The sequence below is a fragment of the Xaviernesmea oryzae genome (assembly GCF_900109605.1).
GTDB lineage: Bacteria > Pseudomonadota > Alphaproteobacteria > Rhizobiales > Rhizobiaceae > Xaviernesmea > Xaviernesmea oryzae.
In genome coordinates this window covers 16,904-34,129 of the sequence record NZ_FOAM01000027.1, presented here as the reverse complement: position 1 = coordinate 34,129, position 17,226 = coordinate 16,904, and the positions used below count along the sequence as shown (strand labels likewise).

23 protein-coding genes are annotated in these 17,226 nt (G+C 62.5%); 11 read left to right on the top strand and 12 right to left on the bottom strand.

Annotated features, from left to right (window positions below):
- The first annotated feature begins 6 nt into the window (after positions 1-6).
- From rpmD to rplQ, 8 genes are all read left to right on the top strand, one after another.
- Complete coding sequence (gene rpmD, locus BMX61_RS22955; protein WP_075627140.1) at positions 7-207, top strand: 50S ribosomal protein L30; 201 nt, start codon at positions 7-9, stop codon at positions 205-207.
- Positions 208-220: 13 nt separating this feature from the next.
- Positions 221-700: a 50S ribosomal protein L15 gene (rplO, locus tag BMX61_RS22950; protein WP_075627141.1), complete on the top strand. Its 480-nt coding sequence runs from the start codon at positions 221-223 to the stop codon at positions 698-700.
- 396 nt (positions 701-1,096) lie between these two features.
- Positions 1,097-2,437, top strand: coding sequence for a preprotein translocase subunit SecY (gene secY / locus BMX61_RS22945; RefSeq protein ID WP_075627142.1), 1,341 nt, complete (start codon positions 1,097-1,099; stop codon positions 2,435-2,437).
- Positions 2,434-3,030, top strand: coding sequence for an adenylate kinase (locus tag BMX61_RS22940; protein WP_075627143.1), 597 nt, complete (start codon positions 2,434-2,436; stop codon positions 3,028-3,030). Before secY ends, BMX61_RS22940 begins: the two co-directional genes overlap by 4 nt.
- Before the next feature lie 211 nt (positions 3,031-3,241).
- The gene (gene rpsM, locus BMX61_RS22935) at positions 3,242-3,610 is read left to right on the top strand and encodes a 30S ribosomal protein S13 (protein WP_075627144.1); all 369 of its coding nucleotides are present in this window, start codon (positions 3,242-3,244) and stop codon (positions 3,608-3,610) included.
- 197 nt (positions 3,611-3,807) lie between these two features.
- Entirely contained in the window at positions 3,808-4,197 is a 390-nt protein-coding gene (rpsK, locus tag BMX61_RS22930) for a 30S ribosomal protein S11 (RefSeq protein ID WP_075627145.1), read from the top strand.
- Between the two features lie 96 nt (positions 4,198-4,293).
- The gene (locus BMX61_RS22925; protein ID WP_075627146.1) at positions 4,294-5,304 is read left to right on the top strand and encodes a DNA-directed RNA polymerase subunit alpha; all 1,011 of its coding nucleotides are present in this window, start codon (positions 4,294-4,296) and stop codon (positions 5,302-5,304) included.
- A gap of 144 nt (positions 5,305-5,448) precedes the next feature.
- On the top strand, positions 5,449-5,874 hold the full coding sequence (gene rplQ / locus BMX61_RS22920) for a 50S ribosomal protein L17 (protein WP_075627147.1): 426 nt from the start codon (positions 5,449-5,451) through the stop codon (positions 5,872-5,874).
- Between the two features lie 84 nt (positions 5,875-5,958).
- On the opposite strand, the gene BMX61_RS22915 is transcribed toward rplQ, so the two are convergent.
- Positions 5,959-6,198: a hypothetical protein gene (locus BMX61_RS22915; RefSeq protein WP_075627148.1), complete on the bottom strand. Its 240-nt coding sequence runs from the start codon at positions 6,196-6,198 to the stop codon at positions 5,959-5,961.
- A gap of 350 nt (positions 6,199-6,548) precedes the next feature.
- Here BMX61_RS22915 and BMX61_RS22910 point away from each other — a divergent pair, with 350 nt between their 5' ends.
- From BMX61_RS22910 to sugE, 3 genes are all read left to right on the top strand, one after another.
- Positions 6,549-7,844, top strand: a complete 1,296-nt coding sequence (locus tag BMX61_RS22910) for a DegQ family serine endoprotease (RefSeq protein WP_234794796.1) — start codon at positions 6,549-6,551, stop codon at positions 7,842-7,844.
- On the top strand, positions 7,841-9,154 hold the full coding sequence (locus BMX61_RS22905; RefSeq protein WP_075627149.1) for a replication-associated recombination protein A: 1,314 nt from the start codon (positions 7,841-7,843) through the stop codon (positions 9,152-9,154). Before BMX61_RS22910 ends, BMX61_RS22905 begins: the two co-directional genes overlap by 4 nt.
- A 146-nt stretch (positions 9,155-9,300) precedes the next feature.
- Entirely contained in the window at positions 9,301-9,615 is a 315-nt protein-coding gene (gene sugE / locus BMX61_RS22900; protein WP_075627150.1) for a quaternary ammonium compound efflux SMR transporter SugE, read from the top strand.
- 250 nt (positions 9,616-9,865) lie between these two features.
- Here the strand turns inward: sugE and BMX61_RS22895 are convergent, their stop codons facing one another.
- From BMX61_RS22895 to BMX61_RS22845, 11 genes are all read right to left on the bottom strand, one after another.
- On the bottom strand, positions 9,866-10,648 hold the full coding sequence (locus BMX61_RS22895; protein ID WP_075627151.1) for an ATP12 family chaperone protein: 783 nt from the start codon (positions 10,646-10,648) through the stop codon (positions 9,866-9,868).
- A 184-nt stretch (positions 10,649-10,832) separates the two neighbouring features.
- Positions 10,833-11,486, bottom strand: a complete 654-nt coding sequence (locus BMX61_RS22890; RefSeq protein ID WP_075627152.1) for an HAD-IA family hydrolase — start codon at positions 11,484-11,486, stop codon at positions 10,833-10,835.
- A 2-nt stretch (positions 11,487-11,488) separates the two neighbouring features.
- A complete protein-coding gene (locus tag BMX61_RS22885; protein ID WP_075627175.1) occupies positions 11,489-12,475 on the bottom strand; it encodes an RluA family pseudouridine synthase in 987 nt (328 codons plus the stop codon).
- A gap of 58 nt (positions 12,476-12,533) precedes the next feature.
- On the bottom strand, positions 12,534-12,908 hold the full coding sequence (gene crcB, locus BMX61_RS22880) for a fluoride efflux transporter CrcB (protein WP_075627153.1): 375 nt from the start codon (positions 12,906-12,908) through the stop codon (positions 12,534-12,536).
- A gap of 9 nt (positions 12,909-12,917) precedes the next feature.
- Positions 12,918-13,751, bottom strand: coding sequence for an S-formylglutathione hydrolase (gene fghA, locus BMX61_RS22875; protein WP_075627154.1), 834 nt, complete (start codon positions 13,749-13,751; stop codon positions 12,918-12,920).
- Between the two features lie 14 nt (positions 13,752-13,765).
- On the bottom strand, positions 13,766-14,422 hold the full coding sequence (locus BMX61_RS22870; RefSeq protein WP_075627155.1) for a DUF1345 domain-containing protein: 657 nt from the start codon (positions 14,420-14,422) through the stop codon (positions 13,766-13,768).
- Positions 14,423-14,577: 155 nt separating this feature from the next.
- The gene (locus BMX61_RS22865) at positions 14,578-15,033 is read right to left on the bottom strand and encodes a YaiI/YqxD family protein (protein WP_075627156.1); all 456 of its coding nucleotides are present in this window, start codon (positions 15,031-15,033) and stop codon (positions 14,578-14,580) included.
- A gap of 7 nt (positions 15,034-15,040) precedes the next feature.
- Positions 15,041-15,298 (bottom strand): BrnA antitoxin family protein, encoded by a 258-nt coding sequence (locus tag BMX61_RS22860; RefSeq protein WP_075627157.1) that lies wholly within the window; start codon positions 15,296-15,298, stop codon positions 15,041-15,043.
- Entirely contained in the window at positions 15,264-15,551 is a 288-nt protein-coding gene (locus tag BMX61_RS22855) for a BrnT family toxin (RefSeq protein WP_075627158.1), read from the bottom strand. Before BMX61_RS22855 ends, BMX61_RS22860 begins: the two co-directional genes overlap by 35 nt.
- 59 nt (positions 15,552-15,610) lie before the next feature.
- Positions 15,611-16,066, bottom strand: coding sequence for a GNAT family N-acetyltransferase (locus BMX61_RS22850; protein WP_083639383.1), 456 nt, complete (start codon positions 16,064-16,066; stop codon positions 15,611-15,613).
- 20 nt (positions 16,067-16,086) lie between these two features.
- A complete protein-coding gene (locus tag BMX61_RS22845; protein ID WP_075627160.1) occupies positions 16,087-17,214 on the bottom strand; it encodes an S-(hydroxymethyl)glutathione dehydrogenase/class III alcohol dehydrogenase in 1,128 nt (375 codons plus the stop codon).
- Positions 17,215-17,226 lie beyond the last annotated feature (12 nt).

Genomic DNA, 17,226 nt, shown 5'->3' with positions numbered 1-17,226 from the left:
CACGCCATGGCTAAGGAAACCGCCAACAAGACGGTGACGATCGAACAGATCGGCAGCCCGATCCGCCGGCCGGCCTCGCAGCGCCAGACGCTGATCGGTCTCGGCCTCAACAAGATGCACCGGGTTCGCACCCTGGAAGACACCCCTTCCGTTCGCGGCATGATCCGGTCCGTCCAGCACCTCGTGCGCGTCGTCGACGAGAAGTGAGGGAGCAAAGATCATGAAGCTCAACGAAATCCGCGATAACGAAGGCGCGACCAAGAACCGCAAGCGGCTCGGTCGTGGCATCGGCTCCGGCTCCGGCAAGACCGGCGGCCGCGGTGTGAAGGGCCAGAAGGCACGCTCCGGCGTTGCCATCAATGGCTTCGAAGGCGGCCAGATGCCTATCTACCGCCGCCTGCCGAAGCGCGGCTTCAACAACATCTTCCGTGAGGAATATGTGGTTGTCTCGCTCGGCCGCCTGCAGACGGCGATCGATGCCGGCAAGCTCGATGCGTCCAAGACGATCGATGCCGACGCGCTGAAGGCCGCTGGTGTAATCCGCCGTGCGCGGGCCGGCGTTCGCGTGCTGGCTGATGGCGAACTCACCGCCAAGGTTTCGATCCAGGCGTCCGGCGCTTCCAAGGCTGCCGTCGAGAAGATCGAAAAGGCCGGCGGCACCATCGTGCTCCCGGCTGTCGAAGCCGCAGACGCCGAATAAGCTTGAAGACGAACCGCCCGGGGTGTTAAAGCTCCGGGCGGTTTTTTGTCCGATCGGCACGCCTCTTTCAAAAGGGCGGTCAGGCACGACGGGCGATGCTTCCTCAGACTGTCGCGGCACCTTCAAGGTGCGGGGAGGGCAAACAGGCCCCGCCTCAGTCCGAACAGCCCTTCCATCGAGTGACATCGATCTGGACGGGCAGGCACGGGAAGCGTACGCCGCCTGGCTTGCGGCAGCCCTTGTGCAGAGGACAGAAAGGCCGGGAGGATCTGGCGGGGCGGTGCGCGAGCGTGCCCCAAGCCAAGCGAGCCCCGGTTTCAAACATGGCAACACGGCCAGTTCGGGACCGAGGGGGTTCTTTATCCGCTGGTTCCGCACGGCTTCGCGGAGAATCGCATGGCTTCTGCAGCGGAACAGCTCGCCTCCAATCTGAATTTCTCGACCTTCTCCAAGGCGACCGACCTGAAGAAGCGGCTCTGGTTCACCCTGGGTGCGCTGCTCGTCTATCGTCTGGGCACATACATTCCTTTGCCGGGCCTCAATCCTGAAGCCTTTGCGCAGGCCTTCCGGGGCCAGAGCGGTGGCATTCTCGGGCTTTTCAACATGTTTTCGGGCGGCGCGGTCGAGCGCATGGCGATCTTCGCGCTCGGGATCATGCCCTATATCTCCGCCTCCATCATCGTTCAGCTGATGACCTCGGTCATCCCTGCTCTCGAGCAGCTGAAGAAGGAAGGCGAGCAGGGCCGTAAGGTCATCAACCAGTATACGCGCTACGGCACCGTGCTGCTCGGCACGATCCAGGCCTATGCCATTTCCGCCGGCCTTGAGAGCGGAAACGGTCTGGTGGCCGATCCCGGCTGGTTCTTCCGCGTCTCCACCGTCATCTCGCTGCTCGGCGGCACCATGTTCCTGATGTGGCTCGGCGAGCAGATCACCTCGCGCGGCATCGGCAACGGCATTTCGCTGATCATCTTCGCCGGCATCGTCGCGCATCTGCCGACAGCACTCGCGGGTACGCTGGAACTGGGCCGCACCGGCGCTCTGTCGACGCCGCTGATCCTGTTTCTGATCGTGATGATCGTCGCCGTCATCGCGCTGATCGTCTTCGTAGAGCGGGCGCAGCGCCGGCTTTTGATCCAGTATCCGAAGCGCCAAGTCGGAAACCGCATGTACCAGGGCGATACATCGCACCTGCCGCTGAAGCTGAACACCGCGGGCGTTATCCCGGCGATCTTCGCTTCTTCGCTTCTGCTTCTTCCGGCAACGCTGGCCGGCTTCGCCAATTCGGCCAATATGCCGACCTGGGCGACTGCCGCTGTCGGCGCGCTCGGCCATGGCAAGCCGCTTTACATGGTGCTCTATGCCGCCATGATCGCCTTCTTCGCCTTCTTCTATACGGCCATCGTCTTCAACCCGAAGGAGACTGCCGACAATCTCAAGAAGCATGGCGGCTTCATCCTCGGCATTCGCCCCGGCGAACGCACGGCTGAATATATCGACTACGTGCTGACGCGGATCACCGTGCTCGGCGCGATCTACCTGATCTTCGTGTGCATCCTGCCCGAGTTTCTCATTGCTCAGACAGGTGTGCCCTTCTACCTTGGTGGTACATCGCTTTTGATTGTTGTCAGCGTCACCCTCGATACGGTAGCACAGATTCAAGGGCACCTCATTGCGCAGCAATATGAGGGGCTCATTCGGAAATCGAAGCTGCGTGGAGGCAAAAGGGGGCGATGAGGCTGATTTTTCTGGGACCGCCGGGGGCGGGCAAGGGCACACAGGCGAAGCTGCTGACCGAGAAGCACGCGATTCCGCAGCTTTCCACGGGCGACATGCTCCGCGCGGCCGTGGCGGCGGAAACCGAGATCGGCAAGCGCGCCAAGGCGGTGATGGATGCCGGGCAGCTCGTGTCAGACGAGATCGTCAACGAGATCGTCTCGCAGCGCATCGATTCGGCCGACTGCGCCCGTGGTTTCATCCTGGACGGCTATCCTCGCACGGTTCCCCAGGCTGTGGCGCTGGGCAAGATTCTGGACGAGAAGGGCCTGCGCCTCAATGCGGTGATCGAACTGATCGTCGATGAAGCAGCACTGGTGCGTCGCATCGAGAATCGCGTTAAGGAAACGATCGAAGCCGGCGGCAAGGTTCGTTCGGACGACAATCCGGAAGCGGTTCGCAAGCGTCTCGTCGAATATCGCGAGAAGACTGCACCGCTCTCCGACTATTACGCCTCGCGCGGGGAACTGAAGACTGTGGATGGCATGGCGCCGGTGGAAACCGTGACCCGTGAGATCGATCGGATTCTGTCCGAAGCTGCTGCGGTGGCCTAAAAACAACCGGCCGGGGAGTTGACTTTTCCGGCCGATTCCGTCAAAGACCGCGTCAACTCGCTACATGCTGGGGATCGGCGCGGACTTTCGGCAACGAAGCCCGGGCGCGGTCTTTTTCCGTGTTCCGACCAATCATCGAAGCAGTTGGCCTGTCAAAGGCTGCAACAGAGCACCTATTGCCGGATGGCAACTGGAAGCAAGGAGAAACGACGTGGCTCGTATCGCTGGCGTCAACATCCCGACGGCTAAGCGCGTTGTTATCGCGCTGACCTACATTCACGGGATCGGACCGAAGTTCGCACAGGAAATCATCGAAAAGGTCGGCATTCCGGCTGAACGTCGCGTTCATCAGCTGACGGACGCCGAAGTTCTGCAGATCCGTGAAGCGATCGACCGCGACTATCAGGTCGAAGGTGACCTGCGTCGCGAAACCTCGATGAACATCAAGCGTCTGATGGACCTCGGCTGCTATCGCGGCCTGCGTCATCGCCGCTCGCTGCCCGTTCGTGGCCAGCGCACGCACACCAATGCCCGCACCCGCAAGGGTCCGGCAAAGGCGATTGCCGGCAAGAAGAAGTAAAGCCTCGCTTCCAGCGTGGCAAAGAGGCTGGCGCGCGGGCGCCGGCCTCTTTTTGTAGTTTGAAGCGACGCCGAATCGGTGCATGTCGCTTCAAGACATTGCCGGCTTCGATTATCCGGCAAAGAGGTTGGGAAGGCGTTTCTTCCCGGTGGAGCCGCTGGCATTACGGCGGTGCAGAGATCCTTGAAAGGTAGACCATGGCCAAAGAAGCCACCCGCGTTCGTCGTCGCGAACGTAAGAACATTTCCTCGGGCGTCGCGCACGTCAACTCGTCCTTCAACAACACGATGATCACGATCACCGATGCCCAGGGCAACGCGATCGCTTGGTCGTCCGCCGGTTCGAAGGGCTTCAAGGGTTCGCGCAAGTCGACCCCCTTCGCCGCGCAGATCGCTGCGGAAGATGCTGCCAAGAAGGCGCAGGAACACGGCATGCGCACGCTCGAAGTCGAAGTCTGCGGCCCGGGTTCCGGCCGTGAGTCGGCGCTTCGCGCCCTGCAGGCTGCCGGCTTCATGATCACGTCGATCCGCGATGTGACGCCGATCCCGCACAATGGCTGCCGTCCGCGCAAGAAGCGCCGCGTCTAATTTTGCTCGCGCTCGCCGGAGGGGTTTCAGCCCCTACGGCGCTTCAAGGCTCGGTCGCCACGATTGGATGGTGGCGACGAACGGAAGGCAACAAAGATGATTCAGAAAAACTGGCAGGAACTGATCAAGCCGAACAAGGTGGAGTTCTCGTCTTCCGGCCGCACCAAGGTCAGCCTTGTTGCGGAGCCGCTGGAGCGCGGATTCGGCCTGACGCTTGGCAATGCCCTGCGCCGCGTGCTTCTGTCGTCACTGCGCGGTGCGGCCGTGACCGCAGTGCAGATCGATGGCGTTCTGCATGAATTCTCCTCCATCCCCGGCGTGCGCGAAGATGTGACGGACATCGTCCTCAACATCAAGGAAATCGCCATCAAGATGGATGGCGACGATGCCAAGCGCATGGTCGTTCGCAAGCAGGGCCCGGGCGTGGTCACCGCTGGCGACATTCAGACGGTCGGCGATATCGAGATCTTGAACCCCAACCATGTGATCTGCACGCTCGATGACGGCGCCGAGATCCGCATGGAGTTCACGGTCAACAACGGCAAGGGCTACGTGCCCGCAGATCGCAACCGTTCGGAAGATGCGCCGATCGGCCTCATCCCTGTCGACAGCCTGTATTCGCCGGTCAAGAAAGTGTCCTACAAGGTGGAAAACACCCGTGAAGGCCAGGTTCTCGACTACGACAAGCTGACGATGACGATCGAGACCAATGGCTCGGTCACCGGCGAAGATGCCGTGGCTTTCGCGGCGCGTATCCTTCAGGACCAGCTCTCGGTCTTCGTCAATTTCGACGAGCCGCAGAAGGAAGCCGAAGAGGAAGCCGTCACGGAGCTCGCCTTCAACCCGGCGCTTCTCAAGAAGGTCGACGAGCTCGAACTTTCGGTTCGTTCGGCCAACTGCCTGAAGAACGACAACATCGTTTACATCGGCGACCTGATCCAGAAGACGGAAGCCGAGATGCTGCGGACGCCGAATTTCGGCCGCAAGTCGCTGAACGAAATCAAGGAAGTTCTCGCTTCCATGGGCCTTCACCTCGGCATGGAAGTGCCGGCCTGGCCGCCCGAGAACATCGAAGATCTCGCCAAGCGCTACGAAGACCAGTATTAAGAACAAAAAAGGCAGGCCCCGTCTCTGCCTTTTCCCCGTCAGACAGCAGGCCCTGATCCGGAAGGATGTGGATGCCTGTATGTGCCAGGAAACGGCAGGGTAGCGCGAGAGATGCGCGGAAACCTGCGAAGAAGGAGATAAGCCATGCGCCATCGCAATGCGGGCCGCAAGCTCAATAGAACCGCCAGCCACCGTAAGGCCATGTTCGCCAACATGGCTGCGTCGCTGATCCAGCACGAGCAGATCGTCACCACCCTGCCGAAGGCGAAGGACCTGCGTCCGATCGTCGAAAAGCTGGTGACGCTCGGCAAGCGCGGCGATCTGCACGCTCGTCGTCAGGCCATCGCTCAGATCCGCGACGTCGCTGTCGTCGCCAAGCTGTTCGATTCGATCGCCTCGCGCTATGCAGCCCGCAACGGCGGCTATCTGCGCATCATGAAGGCCGGTTTCCGCCACGGCGACAATGCCGCGCTCGCCGTCATCGAATTCGTTGACCGCGACGTCGACGCCAAGGGCGCGGCCGACCGTGCACGCGTGGCCGCTGAAGCGGAAGCTGCCGAAGCCGCTTAATTGGTTCTGACAGTCGATGATGAAAGCCGGGTGAGCGATCGCCCGGCTTTTTGCGTTCCGCCCTTGCGCGCGGGCAGGGACACTCTACCCGAAGGTGGAAAGCAGGCGCAGGAGTTCGTTCCGGTCCGACAGGACGTCCTCATTGCCCTCGAAAATCGAATATTCGAGATGCCCGTCATCGAAGACGAAAATCTCGATCCGCATTCCGACTGATGTCACGAAGATGCCGACCGAGTCTGGCCGCGTTCGCGAGAGATTGTAGGGAATGCGCTTCGTGTCGAGAGACGCGAGGAGCTCAAACAGAGGGTGTCGATAGCTGTTCATGTCTGAAACCTTTTGTCGAACATCAACGTCAATGCCGCTCTGGATGCAGCATTCCCGTATGTGGCCGTCGAAGCCGCGGGGAGGATGCTGCACAGGTTCTTTGCTTTTCGCCCGTTATCGCCTATCTCGACAGCCAGTTTCGTTTCCGCATTAGGATCCGCCGCATGTCTCGCACTCCCTTGTCGCTCGTCCTGTCCGGCATTGCCGGTCTCTTCGTCATTGTGATGCTTGCCCATCAGGTCGCACCAGTGGGCGTGAGCCTGAATCCACCTCTTGACCCGAGCCCGACGGGCGCCGTCGTCGCGCAGGCTGAACCCGCGCCTCGCTCGGTGCCGGAGAGCCGTGCAGAGATGCAGCTGTCTTTTTCGCCGCTGGTCAAGCAGACCTCCGGCGCGGTGGTCAACGTCTATGCTGAGAAGACGGTGCGCCAGCGCTCTCCCTTCGCGGGCGACCCTTTCCTTGAACAATTTTTCGGCCAGCGGCTGCCCAACCGCTCGGAGAAGCAGTCTTCTCTCGGCTCGGGCGTCATTGTGCGCGACGATGGCACTGTGGTCACCAACAACCACGTGATCGACGGCGCCGACGACATCAAGGTCGCGCTGGCGGATGGGCGCGAATTCGCCTCCACCGTGGTCATGAAGGATGAGCGGCTCGATCTCGCCGTGCTGAAGATCAAGGGCAAGGGCCCGTTCCAGGTGCTGCCACTCGGCGACAGCGACAAGGTCGAGGTCGGCGATCTCGTGCTGGCGATCGGCAACCCCTTCGGTGTCGGCCAAACTGTGACCAGCGGCATCGTGTCGGCCCTGGCGCGCAACCAGGTGACCGAGGGCAGCGATTTCAGCTTCTTCATCCAGACGGATGCCTCGATCAATCCCGGCAATTCCGGCGGCGCGCTGATCGATATGCGCGGCGAGCTGATCGGCATCAACACCGCCATTTTCTCGCGCGGCGGTGGGTCGAACGGCATCGGCTTCGCGATCCCCGCCAATCTCGTCAAGGTCTTCGTCGAGTCGGCATCCGGCGGCGGCGGTCAGTTTGCGCGGCCTTATATCGGCGCAAGCTTCGAGCCCGTTACCTCCGAGGTGGCAGAGGCCGTCGGACTGCCGCGTGCGCGCGGCGCCCTGGTGTCTTCCGTGGTCGAGGGCGGGCCTGCAGAAAAGGCTGGGCTGAAGCCCGGCGAGGTGGTGCTGGCCGTCAACGGCATTGAGGTCGAGCATCCCGACGCGCTCGGCTATCGTCTGACCACGGTCGGCGTCGGCCGCAAGGCCACGCTTTCGGTCAGCGACAATGGCCGCGTTCATGATGTGACGCTGGCGCTGGAACAGGCGCCGGAGGTGCCCAAGCGCGACATCCGCCTTCTCGAGGGCCGCAGTCCGCTGGCCGGGGCCTCGGTCGGCAATCTCTCGCCGCGCCTGTCGGAAGAGCTGCGTCTGCCCGGCCGAATCCAGGGCGTGGTGGTCACCGGCATTGCCGAGGGGGCGCCCGCTGCCCGGGTCGGCTTCCAGCCGCGCGACATCATCGTCGCGATCAACGGCGTCGATATCAAGAGCTCTGCCGATCTGGAAAACATCGTGCGCGCCGGTGCGTCGCTCTGGCGTGTCGAGATCGAGCGGGACGGGCAACGCATCCGCCAGTTTTTCCGATGAGCGATCTCTTTGCTGCGGAAGCCGCCGAGCGCGCGGCCCAGGCCAGGCCGCTGGCCGACAGGCTGCGCCCGAAGACGCTGGCGGAGGTTTCGGGACAGCCGCAGTTGACCGGACCTGACGGTGTGCTGATGCGGATGATCAGTGCTGGCTCTCTGGGTTCGATGATCTTCTGGGGGCCGCCGGGGACCGGCAAGACCACGGTGGCGCGGCTTCTCTCGGGCGAGACAGGCTTGGCCTTCGAACAGATCTCGGCGATCTTCTCTGGGGTTGCCGATCTCAAGAAGGTTTTTGAGGCGGCGCGGATGCGGCGCATGGGCGGGCGACAGACGCTGCTGTTCGTCGATGAGATCCACCGCTTCAACCGGGCGCAACAGGATAGTTTCCTGCCCGTCATGGAGGACGGCACGATCGTCCTGGTTGGCGCGACGACCGAAAATCCCTCGTTCGAGCTGAATGCCGCACTTTTGTCGCGCGCCCGTGTCCTGACCTTCAAGCCGCATGATGCCGATAGCCTCGCCGAGCTTTTGGCCCGGGCGGAGAAAGCCGAAGGGCGGAGCCTGCCGCTGGACGAAGCGGCGCGCGCCAGCTTGATCCGCATGGCTGACGGCGATGGACGCGCGGCGCTGACCTTGGCGGAGGAGGTGTGGCGTGCGGGCCGACCGGGCGAAACCTTCGATGCCCAGGCGCTGCAGGACGTCGTTCAGCGTCGGGCGCCGGTCTACGACAAGAGTCAGGACGGGCACTACAATCTGATCTCGGCCCTCCATAAATCGGTACGTGGCTCCGACCCCGATGCCGCGCTCTATTATCTCTGCCGGATGTTCGATGCCGGGGAAGATCCGCTTTATCTCGGGCGGCGCATGGTACGCATGGCCGTGGAGGATATCGGCCTTGCCGATCCGCAGGCGCTGGTGATCTGCAGCGCCGCCAAGGATGCCTATGACTATCTCGGTTCGCCGGAGGGGGAGCTGGCTCTGGCCGAGGCCTGCGTTTATCTTGCGACCGCGCCGAAATCCAACGGCGTCTATACGGCCTATAAGGCGGCGATGCGCGCCGCCAAGGAACATGGATCCCTGCCGCCGCCCAAGCATATTCTCAATGCGCCGACCAAGCTGATGAAGGGCGAGGGCTATGGTGACGGCTACCGCTATGACCATGATGAGCCGGATGCGTTTTCAGGCCAGGATTATTTTCCGGAAAAACTAGGCCGTCAGACCTTCTACGATCCGCCCGAGCGTGGCTTCGAGCGGGAGCTGCGCAAGCGCTTGGATTGGTGGAGCAAACTGCGCAGCGAGCGCAACAAAGTCTGACCGTTTTCAGACGTTGGGCCGGTGGACGCTTGATCGGTGCAAGCCTGCGTCCTATCTTAAACTTTGCAGACGACTGCAGGGAGGGCTTTCGCGCTCCTCATCATCGCGGGGACGACCTCGCTCCTTGAACGACAGGAGTGACGCGCATGCCCTGGATTCTTGTCTTTCTCGCAGGTCTTCTCGAAGTCGCTTGGGCGACCGGCCTCAGGCAGTCGGAGGGTCTGACGCGCCTTTGGCCGAGTCTCGCGACGTTGGTCGCCCTTGTGCTGAGCATGGTGCTTCTGGCGCTCGCCATGCGCAGCCTGCCGCTCGGCACCGCTTATGCGGTTTGGACAGGCATCGGCACCATCGGCACAGTCATTCTCGGTATTGTGTTTTTCGGTGAACCGGCAACGGCGTGGCGGCTCACCTGCTTGGCGCTGATCGTTGCTGGCATTGCCGGGCTGAAGCTCGCGCATTGAGGTTAACGGGCTTCGCCCCTGTCGCGTCGGACTGGAAAAGTGGGGACCGGTTTTCAGAAAATCCGATGCATTTCACCTTATCACCGCTGGCGGGCCGATCGTCCCGAGAGCCAGATGATGGTTTTGCATGCTGAAGCCAAGCCAGGCATGAGAAAGCGGCAGGTCGCTGTGGGCGCCTTCAACGAGATGGCCAGCGCCTGAGCCCCCTGTATATTGTGTCAGGCGTTGCCGTGGTTTCCGCTCGGCCTGTTTACCGCATATCAAGCGCGTCGAAAGCGCGGGCAGCCGCTGCCATGTCCTGCCATCGGTGAGCGCGGCGGTGTGCCGCTTCCTCGTCGGGGCCCCAGAGCTCGATCTGCCAGTCTTCGTCGAGATGGGCCAGCGCCCAGGCCTCTTCGGCCGAGAGGCGGCCCATGGCAAAGGCGAGCGGCAGCAGCGCCGAGCCGGTCAGAGATGTCATTACGTGCAGGCTGGCAAGCGGCAACGGCGCCTTGAAGGCGCCGAGTGCCTGCCCAAAGGCGGCCAGCGCCTGCTGCGGCTGGGCCTGATGCATGACACCTTCCGCCAGGATGAACCGTGCGCCGAATGTCTCGGCTGCCCAAGCGAGAATGGGATCCCATTGCGCGCGCTGACGCTCCACCAGACGTTCGGGCTCGGCTGCGCGATAGCAGAGGAGGTCGGTGCCGGCAAAGGCCAGAATGTCGTTAAAGGTTACGTCCGGATCGCGCGCCACACCATCCAGCGCGCTGTTGACGAGCCGGGTGACGGGCATGAGCGCGGGATCGATCACCTCGGTCTGGCCGCGCCATTCATCCGCGACGATGTCCGCCAGGGCAGCGCTCGGCACCACCAGGACGTTTCTGGCCGGCGTGCGAACGGAAGCGCCGTCCAGCCGGATGGCGAAGCCGTCTTCGGTCTCAGTGATGCCAACATCCTTGTAGAAGCGCTTGGGCAACGGCTTCAACATCTGGATCTGCGCGCGGCGCACCGGATCGGGATCGCTCATTTCAGGAAGGTCGAAGAGGTCGGCCATGATGTTAAAACTCCTGGACGTCAGGTCCCATCAAGAAAGCGACCTGGAGGCATTCGCCGAGGCCTCTCGCGAAACGCGGGCGCAAGCCGATCGGCCGGCATGCGGGCCATGTATGATGTCAAGCGGCTTGGGACAATGCTCGAGCTCTGCATTTGCGTGATGGCCCGGGTCTCGCAGCCGTGGCTCAGCCGAGCAGAAGCGCGGTGATCTCCCGGGGATCTTTGACGATGAGGTCCGCGCCGGCTTCGACAAGCTGCGGCACGGAGGCGTAGCCCCAGGCAACACCGACGGCCATGGCCCCGGCGCTCTTGGCCATCTGCATGTCATAGATGGCATCGCCGATCACGGTCGTATCCCGAGGATCGATGCCGGTTTCGAGGCAGCATTCGGTCACCATTGCCGGATGTGGCTTCGAGGGGCAGTCATCCGCCGTACGGCTAACGACGAAGGTCTTGTCAAAGCCATGCGCGGTGGCGATCACGTCGAGCCCCCGCCGGGATTTGCCGGTCACGGCGCCAATCAACAGATCTTCCCGCGTGGCCAGCGCCGCCATCATGTCGGCGATGCCGGAAAACAGGGGCTCGGCGAAGCCGGCGGCGCGCACGGGGGCGAAGATGCTCTTGTAGTGCTCGGCCATTGCGCTGGCGCGGCTGTCGACATGCGGCGCGCCGAGCAGGCGGGCTATGGCGATATCCAGCGTCAGACCGATGATCGCCTTGGTGTCCTCGAATGCCGGACGTGGCAGGGCAAAGGCATCGAAGGTGCGGGCCATCACCTCGTGGATCAGGCGGGCGCTATCGACCAGCGTTCCGTCGCAATCGAACAATGCGAGCTTCATAGTCATTCGTCCTCGCCGGCGTTCGTCATGTCGAAGCCGAACAGATTCCAGGTCTGGACCATATGCGGCGACAATGGCGCGGTGATCGACAGGCGGCCGCCGTCCGGATGGGGAATGTCGATGTGGCGGGCATGCAGGTGCAGCCGGTTCTGCACCCCGCCTGGAAAATTCCAGTTGATGTCAGCATCGAAATATTTGGGATCGCCGAGAATCGGATGGCCGATATGGGCGGCATGCACACGCAGCTGGTGGGTGCGGCCGGTATAGGGCTCCATTTCCAGCCAGGCGAAATTCTGCCCGGCCTGCTCGATGATGCGGTAATAGGAGACCGCGTGATCCGCCCCGTCCTCGCCATGCTTGGCGATGCGCATGCGGTCGCCATCGGGCGTCTGCTCCTTGACGAGCCAGGTCGAGATCTTGTCTTCGCGTTTGCGCGGCACGCCCTTGACCAGCGACCAGTAGAGCTTCTTCGTGTCGCGCTCGCGAAAGGCGGCGGTCAGCTTCTGCGCGGCGCCACGGGTGCGGGCGACGACGAGCACGCCGGAGGTTTCGCGGTCGAGCCGGTGGACGAGGCGCGGCTTCTCGCCGCGCTGATTGGTCCAGGCTTCCAGCATCTTGTCGATATGCCGGGTGACGCCGGAGCCTCCCTGGACGGCAAGGCCCGCAGGCTTGTTCAGCACGATGACCTTGGCATCCTCGTGCAGCACCATGCGGGACAGAAGCTCGGCATCGCCGGAATGTTTCAGCTCGCGGCCGGCGATCGGGCCGGTTCGCTTGGCGTCCACTTCCATCGGTGGAATGCGGATGGTTTGGCCGGGCTCGACGCGGGTGTCGGATTTCACCCGGCCGCCGTCGACGCGGATCTGACCGGACCGCAAGAGCTTCTGCAGCGCGCCGAAGCCGAGGCCGGGATAGTGGATCTTGAACCAGCGATCGAGCCGCATGCCCGTTTCGTCGGCTTCCACCTGCTTATGTTCGATCCCTGCCATGAGGTCCATTCCGCGCGGCTGCGCGCCGCGTCTCCTTGATTGCGCTTCTTCCCCGCTCCTAGCCCATTGCGCGCAGGAGGGCTAGTCCGGCAAGGACTGCCAGGCCGGAGATGGCGAGGCTGGCGGCGACATAGGCGCAGGCGGCCATCAGCCTGCCGGCTTCGATCAGTGTCACCGTTTCCAGCGAAAAGGCGGAAAACGTAGTGAAACCACCGAGAATGCCAGTGATGATGAAGAGGCGAAGGGTATCGTGGCCGCCCATGCGCGTCAGCAATGCGGCAACGGCACCGATGGCGAAACAGCCGGTGACATTGACGGTGAGCGTGCCCCAAGGGAAGTTCGAACCGAACCGGCGCAGCATCGCCGCACCCACGAGATAGCGGCCGACCGAACCGAGCGCGCCGCCAATGGCAACCAGAAACACAGGGGACATGGTGAAATCTCAGCTCAGCCGGTCGGCATGCCAGTTGATGTGATCGGCCATGAAGGTCGAGATAAAATAATAGGAGTGGTCATAGCCCTCCTGCATGCGCAGGTTCAGCGCGATCCCGGTTCCCTCCACCGCCTTCTCGAACAGCCAGGGCTTCAGGCCGCTCTCCAGGAAGCCATCAGCCGTGCCTTGGTCAATCAGGATTTCGGGAAAACGCCGGCCGTCTTCCACCAGCAAACAGGCATCATAGGCCCGCCATGCGGTTTGGTCCGCGCCGAGATATTTCGTCAGGGCTGGCACCGACCAGTCGGAGGTCGAGGGAGAAACGATCGGCGCGAAGGCCGACAGGCTCTTGAAGCGGTCGGGGTTCTTCAAGGCGATGGTCAGGGCGCCGTGTCCGCCCATGGAATGGCCGAACATACCCTGCCGACGCATATCCGCCGGAAACGCATCGGCGATCAGCGCGGGGAGCTCCCGGGTGATGTAGCTTTCCATCCGGTAATGCGCCGACCAGGGCGCCTGTGTGGCGTCGAGATAGAAGCCCGCGCCCTTGCCCATCTGCCAATTGTCCGGCTCGTCGGCCACGACCTCGCCGCGCGGGCTCGTATCCGGGCAGACGACGATCACGCCGCGTGTCGCCGCCATGCGGCGATATTCGCCTTTGTCCATGACATTGGCATGGGTGCAGGTGAGGCCCGAGAGATACCACAGGACGGGGCAGGGCGCCGATGCAGCCTGCGGTGGCACGAAGACGGCGAAGGTCATGTCGCAGCCGAGCACCTCGGACCTGTGGCTGTAGACGCCCTGTGTTCCGCCGAAGGCGCGCGCGGTGGAGACGGTTTTCATGGGAACTCCCGACATCAATTCGCCAGAGACACCACCGCATTGACGGCGGCGGCCACGAGCACGGTGTTGAAGAAGAAAGAGACCAGAGAATGCGCGAGATTGAGCCGGCGCATCGCCGTTTCGGTGATCTCGACATCCGAGGTCTGGGCCGTCATGCCGATGACGAAGCCGAAATAGAGAAAATCATAGGCGCCCGGTTCGTCGTCCCCGGGAAAATCGAGACCCTTGCCGCGCGCCGGCGGCGTGCCCGGCTTGGTCTTCAGCGGCCGCCAGTAGAGATGGGCGTAATGCATGGAAAACATGGTGTGTACCGTTAGCCAGCCCAGCACGACGGAGGCGAAGGCGAGCGCCACTTCCAGGCCGCTTTCAGACGAACCGGCCCGGTTCATGGCGTTGAACAGGGCAATGATCGCCGCGGCCACCGCCATCAGCGTGACGAAGAGGATGACGGGTGCCGGTGCATCGTCCGCTTCCGCCGTGGCCTTCAGCCGGTCGGCCGTCAGACGCCGCAGCCGGAGGCCGACCTGAACCAGATAGATAACGAAAAACACGATCGCCGGCCCCTCGATCGACAGCCGCGGTGCGAAGGCCAGGAAAATCGGCAGGGCGAGAAGTCCCGCTATGCCGCCCCAGAGAAACGGGCGGTGGCGGCGATGCGTCCACATGCGCATGGGCAAGATGTTGGTCCTTCATGGCGGCTGTAGCGGCACCTTGCCTTTTACAAGATGCGCATGGATGCGGCAAAATTTGAGTCTGCTGCATCATGTCTCCCGGCACCGAAGCCGATGGAAGGATGCAGGCAGCCTGTTCGAGAGACCGGCGACCGTCAGGCGGGCGCAGCGCCGTTGCGGGCGCGGCGACAGAGCCGGTCGAAGGTTTCCAGGAACTTGGAGCGGTCGCGTGGCGAAAAGGCGGCATTGTAGCCCTTGCTTTCGCCTGTCTCGCGCAGATGCTGGCTGAGGTCGCGCATCGCCGAGGCCATGCCGATATTCGCTTCGTCGAATAGCCGCCCCGTGGGCCCGGTCACCATCGCCCCAGCTGCCACGCAGCGCACCGCCAGCGGCACATCGGCCGTCACCACGACATCGCCTGCAGTCGCCCGCTCTGCGATCCAATTGTCCGCCGCATCGAAGCCGGCGGAGACGATGACGTTCTTCACCATGGGATCGCGCGAGGGCCGGAGACCTGAATTGGCCACGAAGGTCACTTCCAGCCCATGCCGCTCGGCAACCTTGAGGATCTCCGGCTTGACCGGGCAGGCATCGGCATCGACATAGATCATGGGAAATTTATTTCTTCAGCGTCTGAACATAGATTTCGAGAGCAGCGTTCATCCGCGTTTGATAGCCTTTTCCGGTGCTACGGTACGCCTGAAGAATCGATTTCTTGACGCGTAACGTTATCTGTTCCGTGCCTTCAGGTTCAACGATCTGGCTGTTGCGCCAAAACACCTCGTCTAGATCAGGAATGTCGTCTGTGTCGATCTCGGAGTCCGGGAGAGCGGCCAGTTCGTCAAGGGTCAATTCTTTGCTGAAGGGCTTTGGCATATCGTTCCCTTTCCCTCCTCTTTGCCGGGCGCGCGGAAATGATGCGAATGTTTCCGTGCCGGGTCGTATGGCTGACGACGATGAAGACCACGCCGCCAATTGCACCAATGCTGTTGTGACGGATCTCGCCATAATCGAAACGGTCATCAACAGCTGTCAGTATCGGGCCATCGAAAATGCGAGATGCGGTTTTGAATCCGATGCCGTGTTTGGCAATATTCTTGGCGTTCTTGGCTTCATCCCACTCGAACATGGCTCGACTGCACCGGATTGTAGCTACAATTGGCTATTCGGGCAAACCGACAGCGGCAGTCAACCCTCAGCTTCCCGGCGCATGTCGACATGCGGCACGCCGGCATCGACATATTCCGCAGAAGTGGCAGTGAAGCCCAGCGTGCCGTAGAAGGGCACGAGATGGCTTTGGGCCGAGAGAGCGATCGGTTGGTCTGGGAAGAGGCGGGCGCATGTGGACAGAACATCGTGCATCAGCGCGCGGCCCAGCCCACGTCCGCGATGGCCGGGCGCAACGAGCACGCGCCCGACCTTGACGCAGGCTGCCATGATTCCGGGCGCGAAGATGCGGGCGGCGGCGATGGTCTCGCCGCCGGACAGAAGGCGTAAGTGCAGCGCCTGCGGATCCTTGCCATCCAGCTCCGGATAGATGCAGGCCTGTTCGACGATGAAGACGTCGATGCGCAGCTTCAAAAGGGCGTAGAGTTGCTCGGCCGAGAAGGCGTCGAGCCGCCGCACGTCGACCGAGTAATCCATTGCCGGGTCGCTGGTGTGCATCAGTAGACAACGACGGAGCGGATCGATTCGCCCGAATGCATCAGCTCGAAGCCCTTGTTGATATCGTCGAGCGGCATGGTGTGGGTGATCATCGGATCGATGATGATCTTGCCGTCCATGTACCAGTCGACGATCTTCGGCACGTCGGTGCGGCCGCGCGCGCCGCCGAAGGCCGTGCCCATCCAGCTGCGGCCAGTGACCAGTTGGAAGGGGCGGGTGGAAATTTCCTGGCCCGCGCCCGCCACGCCGATGACAACAGACTTGCCCCAACCACGATGCGAGGCTTCGAGTGCCTGGCGCATCACCTTGGTGTTGCCGGTGCAGTCGAAGGTGTAATCGGCGCCGCCGATCTGGTCGGCACCCCGCTTGGTCATGTTGACGAGATAGGGAACGATGTCCTCGCCGACTTCCTTCGGATTGACGAAATGCGTCATGCCGAAGCGCTCGCCCCAGGCCTTCTTGTCGTTGTTGAGATCGACGCCGATGATCATGTCCGCACCGGCGAGCTTGAGGCCCTGAATGACATTGAGGCCGATGCCGCCGAGACCGAAGACGATGGCGGTCGCGCCGATTTCGACTTTGGCCGTGTTGATCACCGCGCCGATGCCGGTAGTGACGCCGCAGCCGATGTAGCAGATCTTGTCGAAGGGCGCGTCGGGATTGACCTTGGCCACCGCGATTTCAGGCAAGACCGTATAATTGGCGAAGGTCGAGCAACCCATATAATGGTGGATCTTGTCCTTGCCGATCGAAAAGCGCGATGTGCCATCCGGCATCAACCCCTGGCCTTGGGTGGAGCGGATGGCGGTGCACAGATTGGTCTTGCGCGACAGGCAGGAGGGGCATTCGCGGCATTCGGGCGTGTAGAGCGGAATGACGTGATCGCCCTTCTTCACGGAGGTCACGCCGGGGCCGACATCGACGACGACACCCGCGCCCTCATGGCCGAGAATCGCCGGAAACAGACCTTCCGGATCGGCGCCGGAGAGGGTGAAATCGTCGGTGTGGCAGATGCCCGTCGCCTTGACCTCGATCAGCACCTCGCCGGCCTTCGGGCCTTCCAGCTGAACGGTCATGATTTCGAGCGGCTTGCCGGCCTGGGTGGCGACGGCGGCACGGACGTCCATGGTGTTCTCCCT

Coding starts and splice junctions, on each gene's coding strand:
- rpmD (WP_075627140.1), top strand. CDS start 7: ATGGCTAAGGAAACCGCCAACAAGACGGTGACGATCGAACAGATCGGC.
- rplO (WP_075627141.1), top strand. CDS start 221: ATGAAGCTCAACGAAATCCGCGATAACGAAGGCGCGACCAAGAACCGC.
- secY (WP_075627142.1), top strand. CDS start 1,097: ATGGCTTCTGCAGCGGAACAGCTCGCCTCCAATCTGAATTTCTCGACC.
- BMX61_RS22940 (WP_075627143.1), top strand. CDS start 2,434: ATGAGGCTGATTTTTCTGGGACCGCCGGGGGCGGGCAAGGGCACACAG.
- rpsK (WP_075627145.1), top strand. CDS start 3,808: ATGGCCAAAGAAGCCACCCGCGTTCGTCGTCGCGAACGTAAGAACATT.
- BMX61_RS22925 (WP_075627146.1), top strand. CDS start 4,294: ATGATTCAGAAAAACTGGCAGGAACTGATCAAGCCGAACAAGGTGGAG.
- rplQ (WP_075627147.1), top strand. CDS start 5,449: ATGCGCCATCGCAATGCGGGCCGCAAGCTCAATAGAACCGCCAGCCAC.
- BMX61_RS22915 (WP_075627148.1), bottom strand. CDS start 6,198: ATGAACAGCTATCGACACCCTCTGTTTGAGCTCCTCGCGTCTCTCGAC.
- BMX61_RS22910 (WP_234794796.1), top strand. CDS start 6,549: ATGCAGCTGTCTTTTTCGCCGCTGGTCAAGCAGACCTCCGGCGCGGTG.
- BMX61_RS22905 (WP_075627149.1), top strand. CDS start 7,841: ATGAGCGATCTCTTTGCTGCGGAAGCCGCCGAGCGCGCGGCCCAGGCC.
- sugE (WP_075627150.1), top strand. CDS start 9,301: ATGCCCTGGATTCTTGTCTTTCTCGCAGGTCTTCTCGAAGTCGCTTGG.
- BMX61_RS22895 (WP_075627151.1), bottom strand. CDS start 10,648: ATGGCCGACCTCTTCGACCTTCCTGAAATGAGCGATCCCGATCCGGTG.
- BMX61_RS22890 (WP_075627152.1), bottom strand. CDS start 11,486: ATGAAGCTCGCATTGTTCGATTGCGACGGAACGCTGGTCGATAGCGCC.
- BMX61_RS22885 (WP_075627175.1), bottom strand. CDS start 12,475: ATGGCAGGGATCGAACATAAGCAGGTGGAAGCCGACGAAACGGGCATG.
- crcB (WP_075627153.1), bottom strand. CDS start 12,908: ATGTCCCCTGTGTTTCTGGTTGCCATTGGCGGCGCGCTCGGTTCGGTC.
- fghA (WP_075627154.1), bottom strand. CDS start 13,751: ATGAAAACCGTCTCCACCGCGCGCGCCTTCGGCGGAACACAGGGCGTC.
- BMX61_RS22870 (WP_075627155.1), bottom strand. CDS start 14,422: ATGCGCATGTGGACGCATCGCCGCCACCGCCCGTTTCTCTGGGGCGGC.
- BMX61_RS22865 (WP_075627156.1), bottom strand. CDS start 15,033: ATGATCTATGTCGATGCCGATGCCTGCCCGGTCAAGCCGGAGATCCTC.
- BMX61_RS22860 (WP_075627157.1), bottom strand. CDS start 15,298: ATGCCAAAGCCCTTCAGCAAAGAATTGACCCTTGACGAACTGGCCGCT.
- BMX61_RS22855 (WP_075627158.1), bottom strand. CDS start 15,551: ATGTTCGAGTGGGATGAAGCCAAGAACGCCAAGAATATTGCCAAACAC.
- BMX61_RS22850 (WP_083639383.1), bottom strand. CDS start 16,066: ATGGATTACTCGGTCGACGTGCGGCGGCTCGACGCCTTCTCGGCCGAG.
- BMX61_RS22845 (WP_075627160.1), bottom strand. CDS start 17,214: ATGGACGTCCGTGCCGCCGTCGCCACCCAGGCCGGCAAGCCGCTCGAA.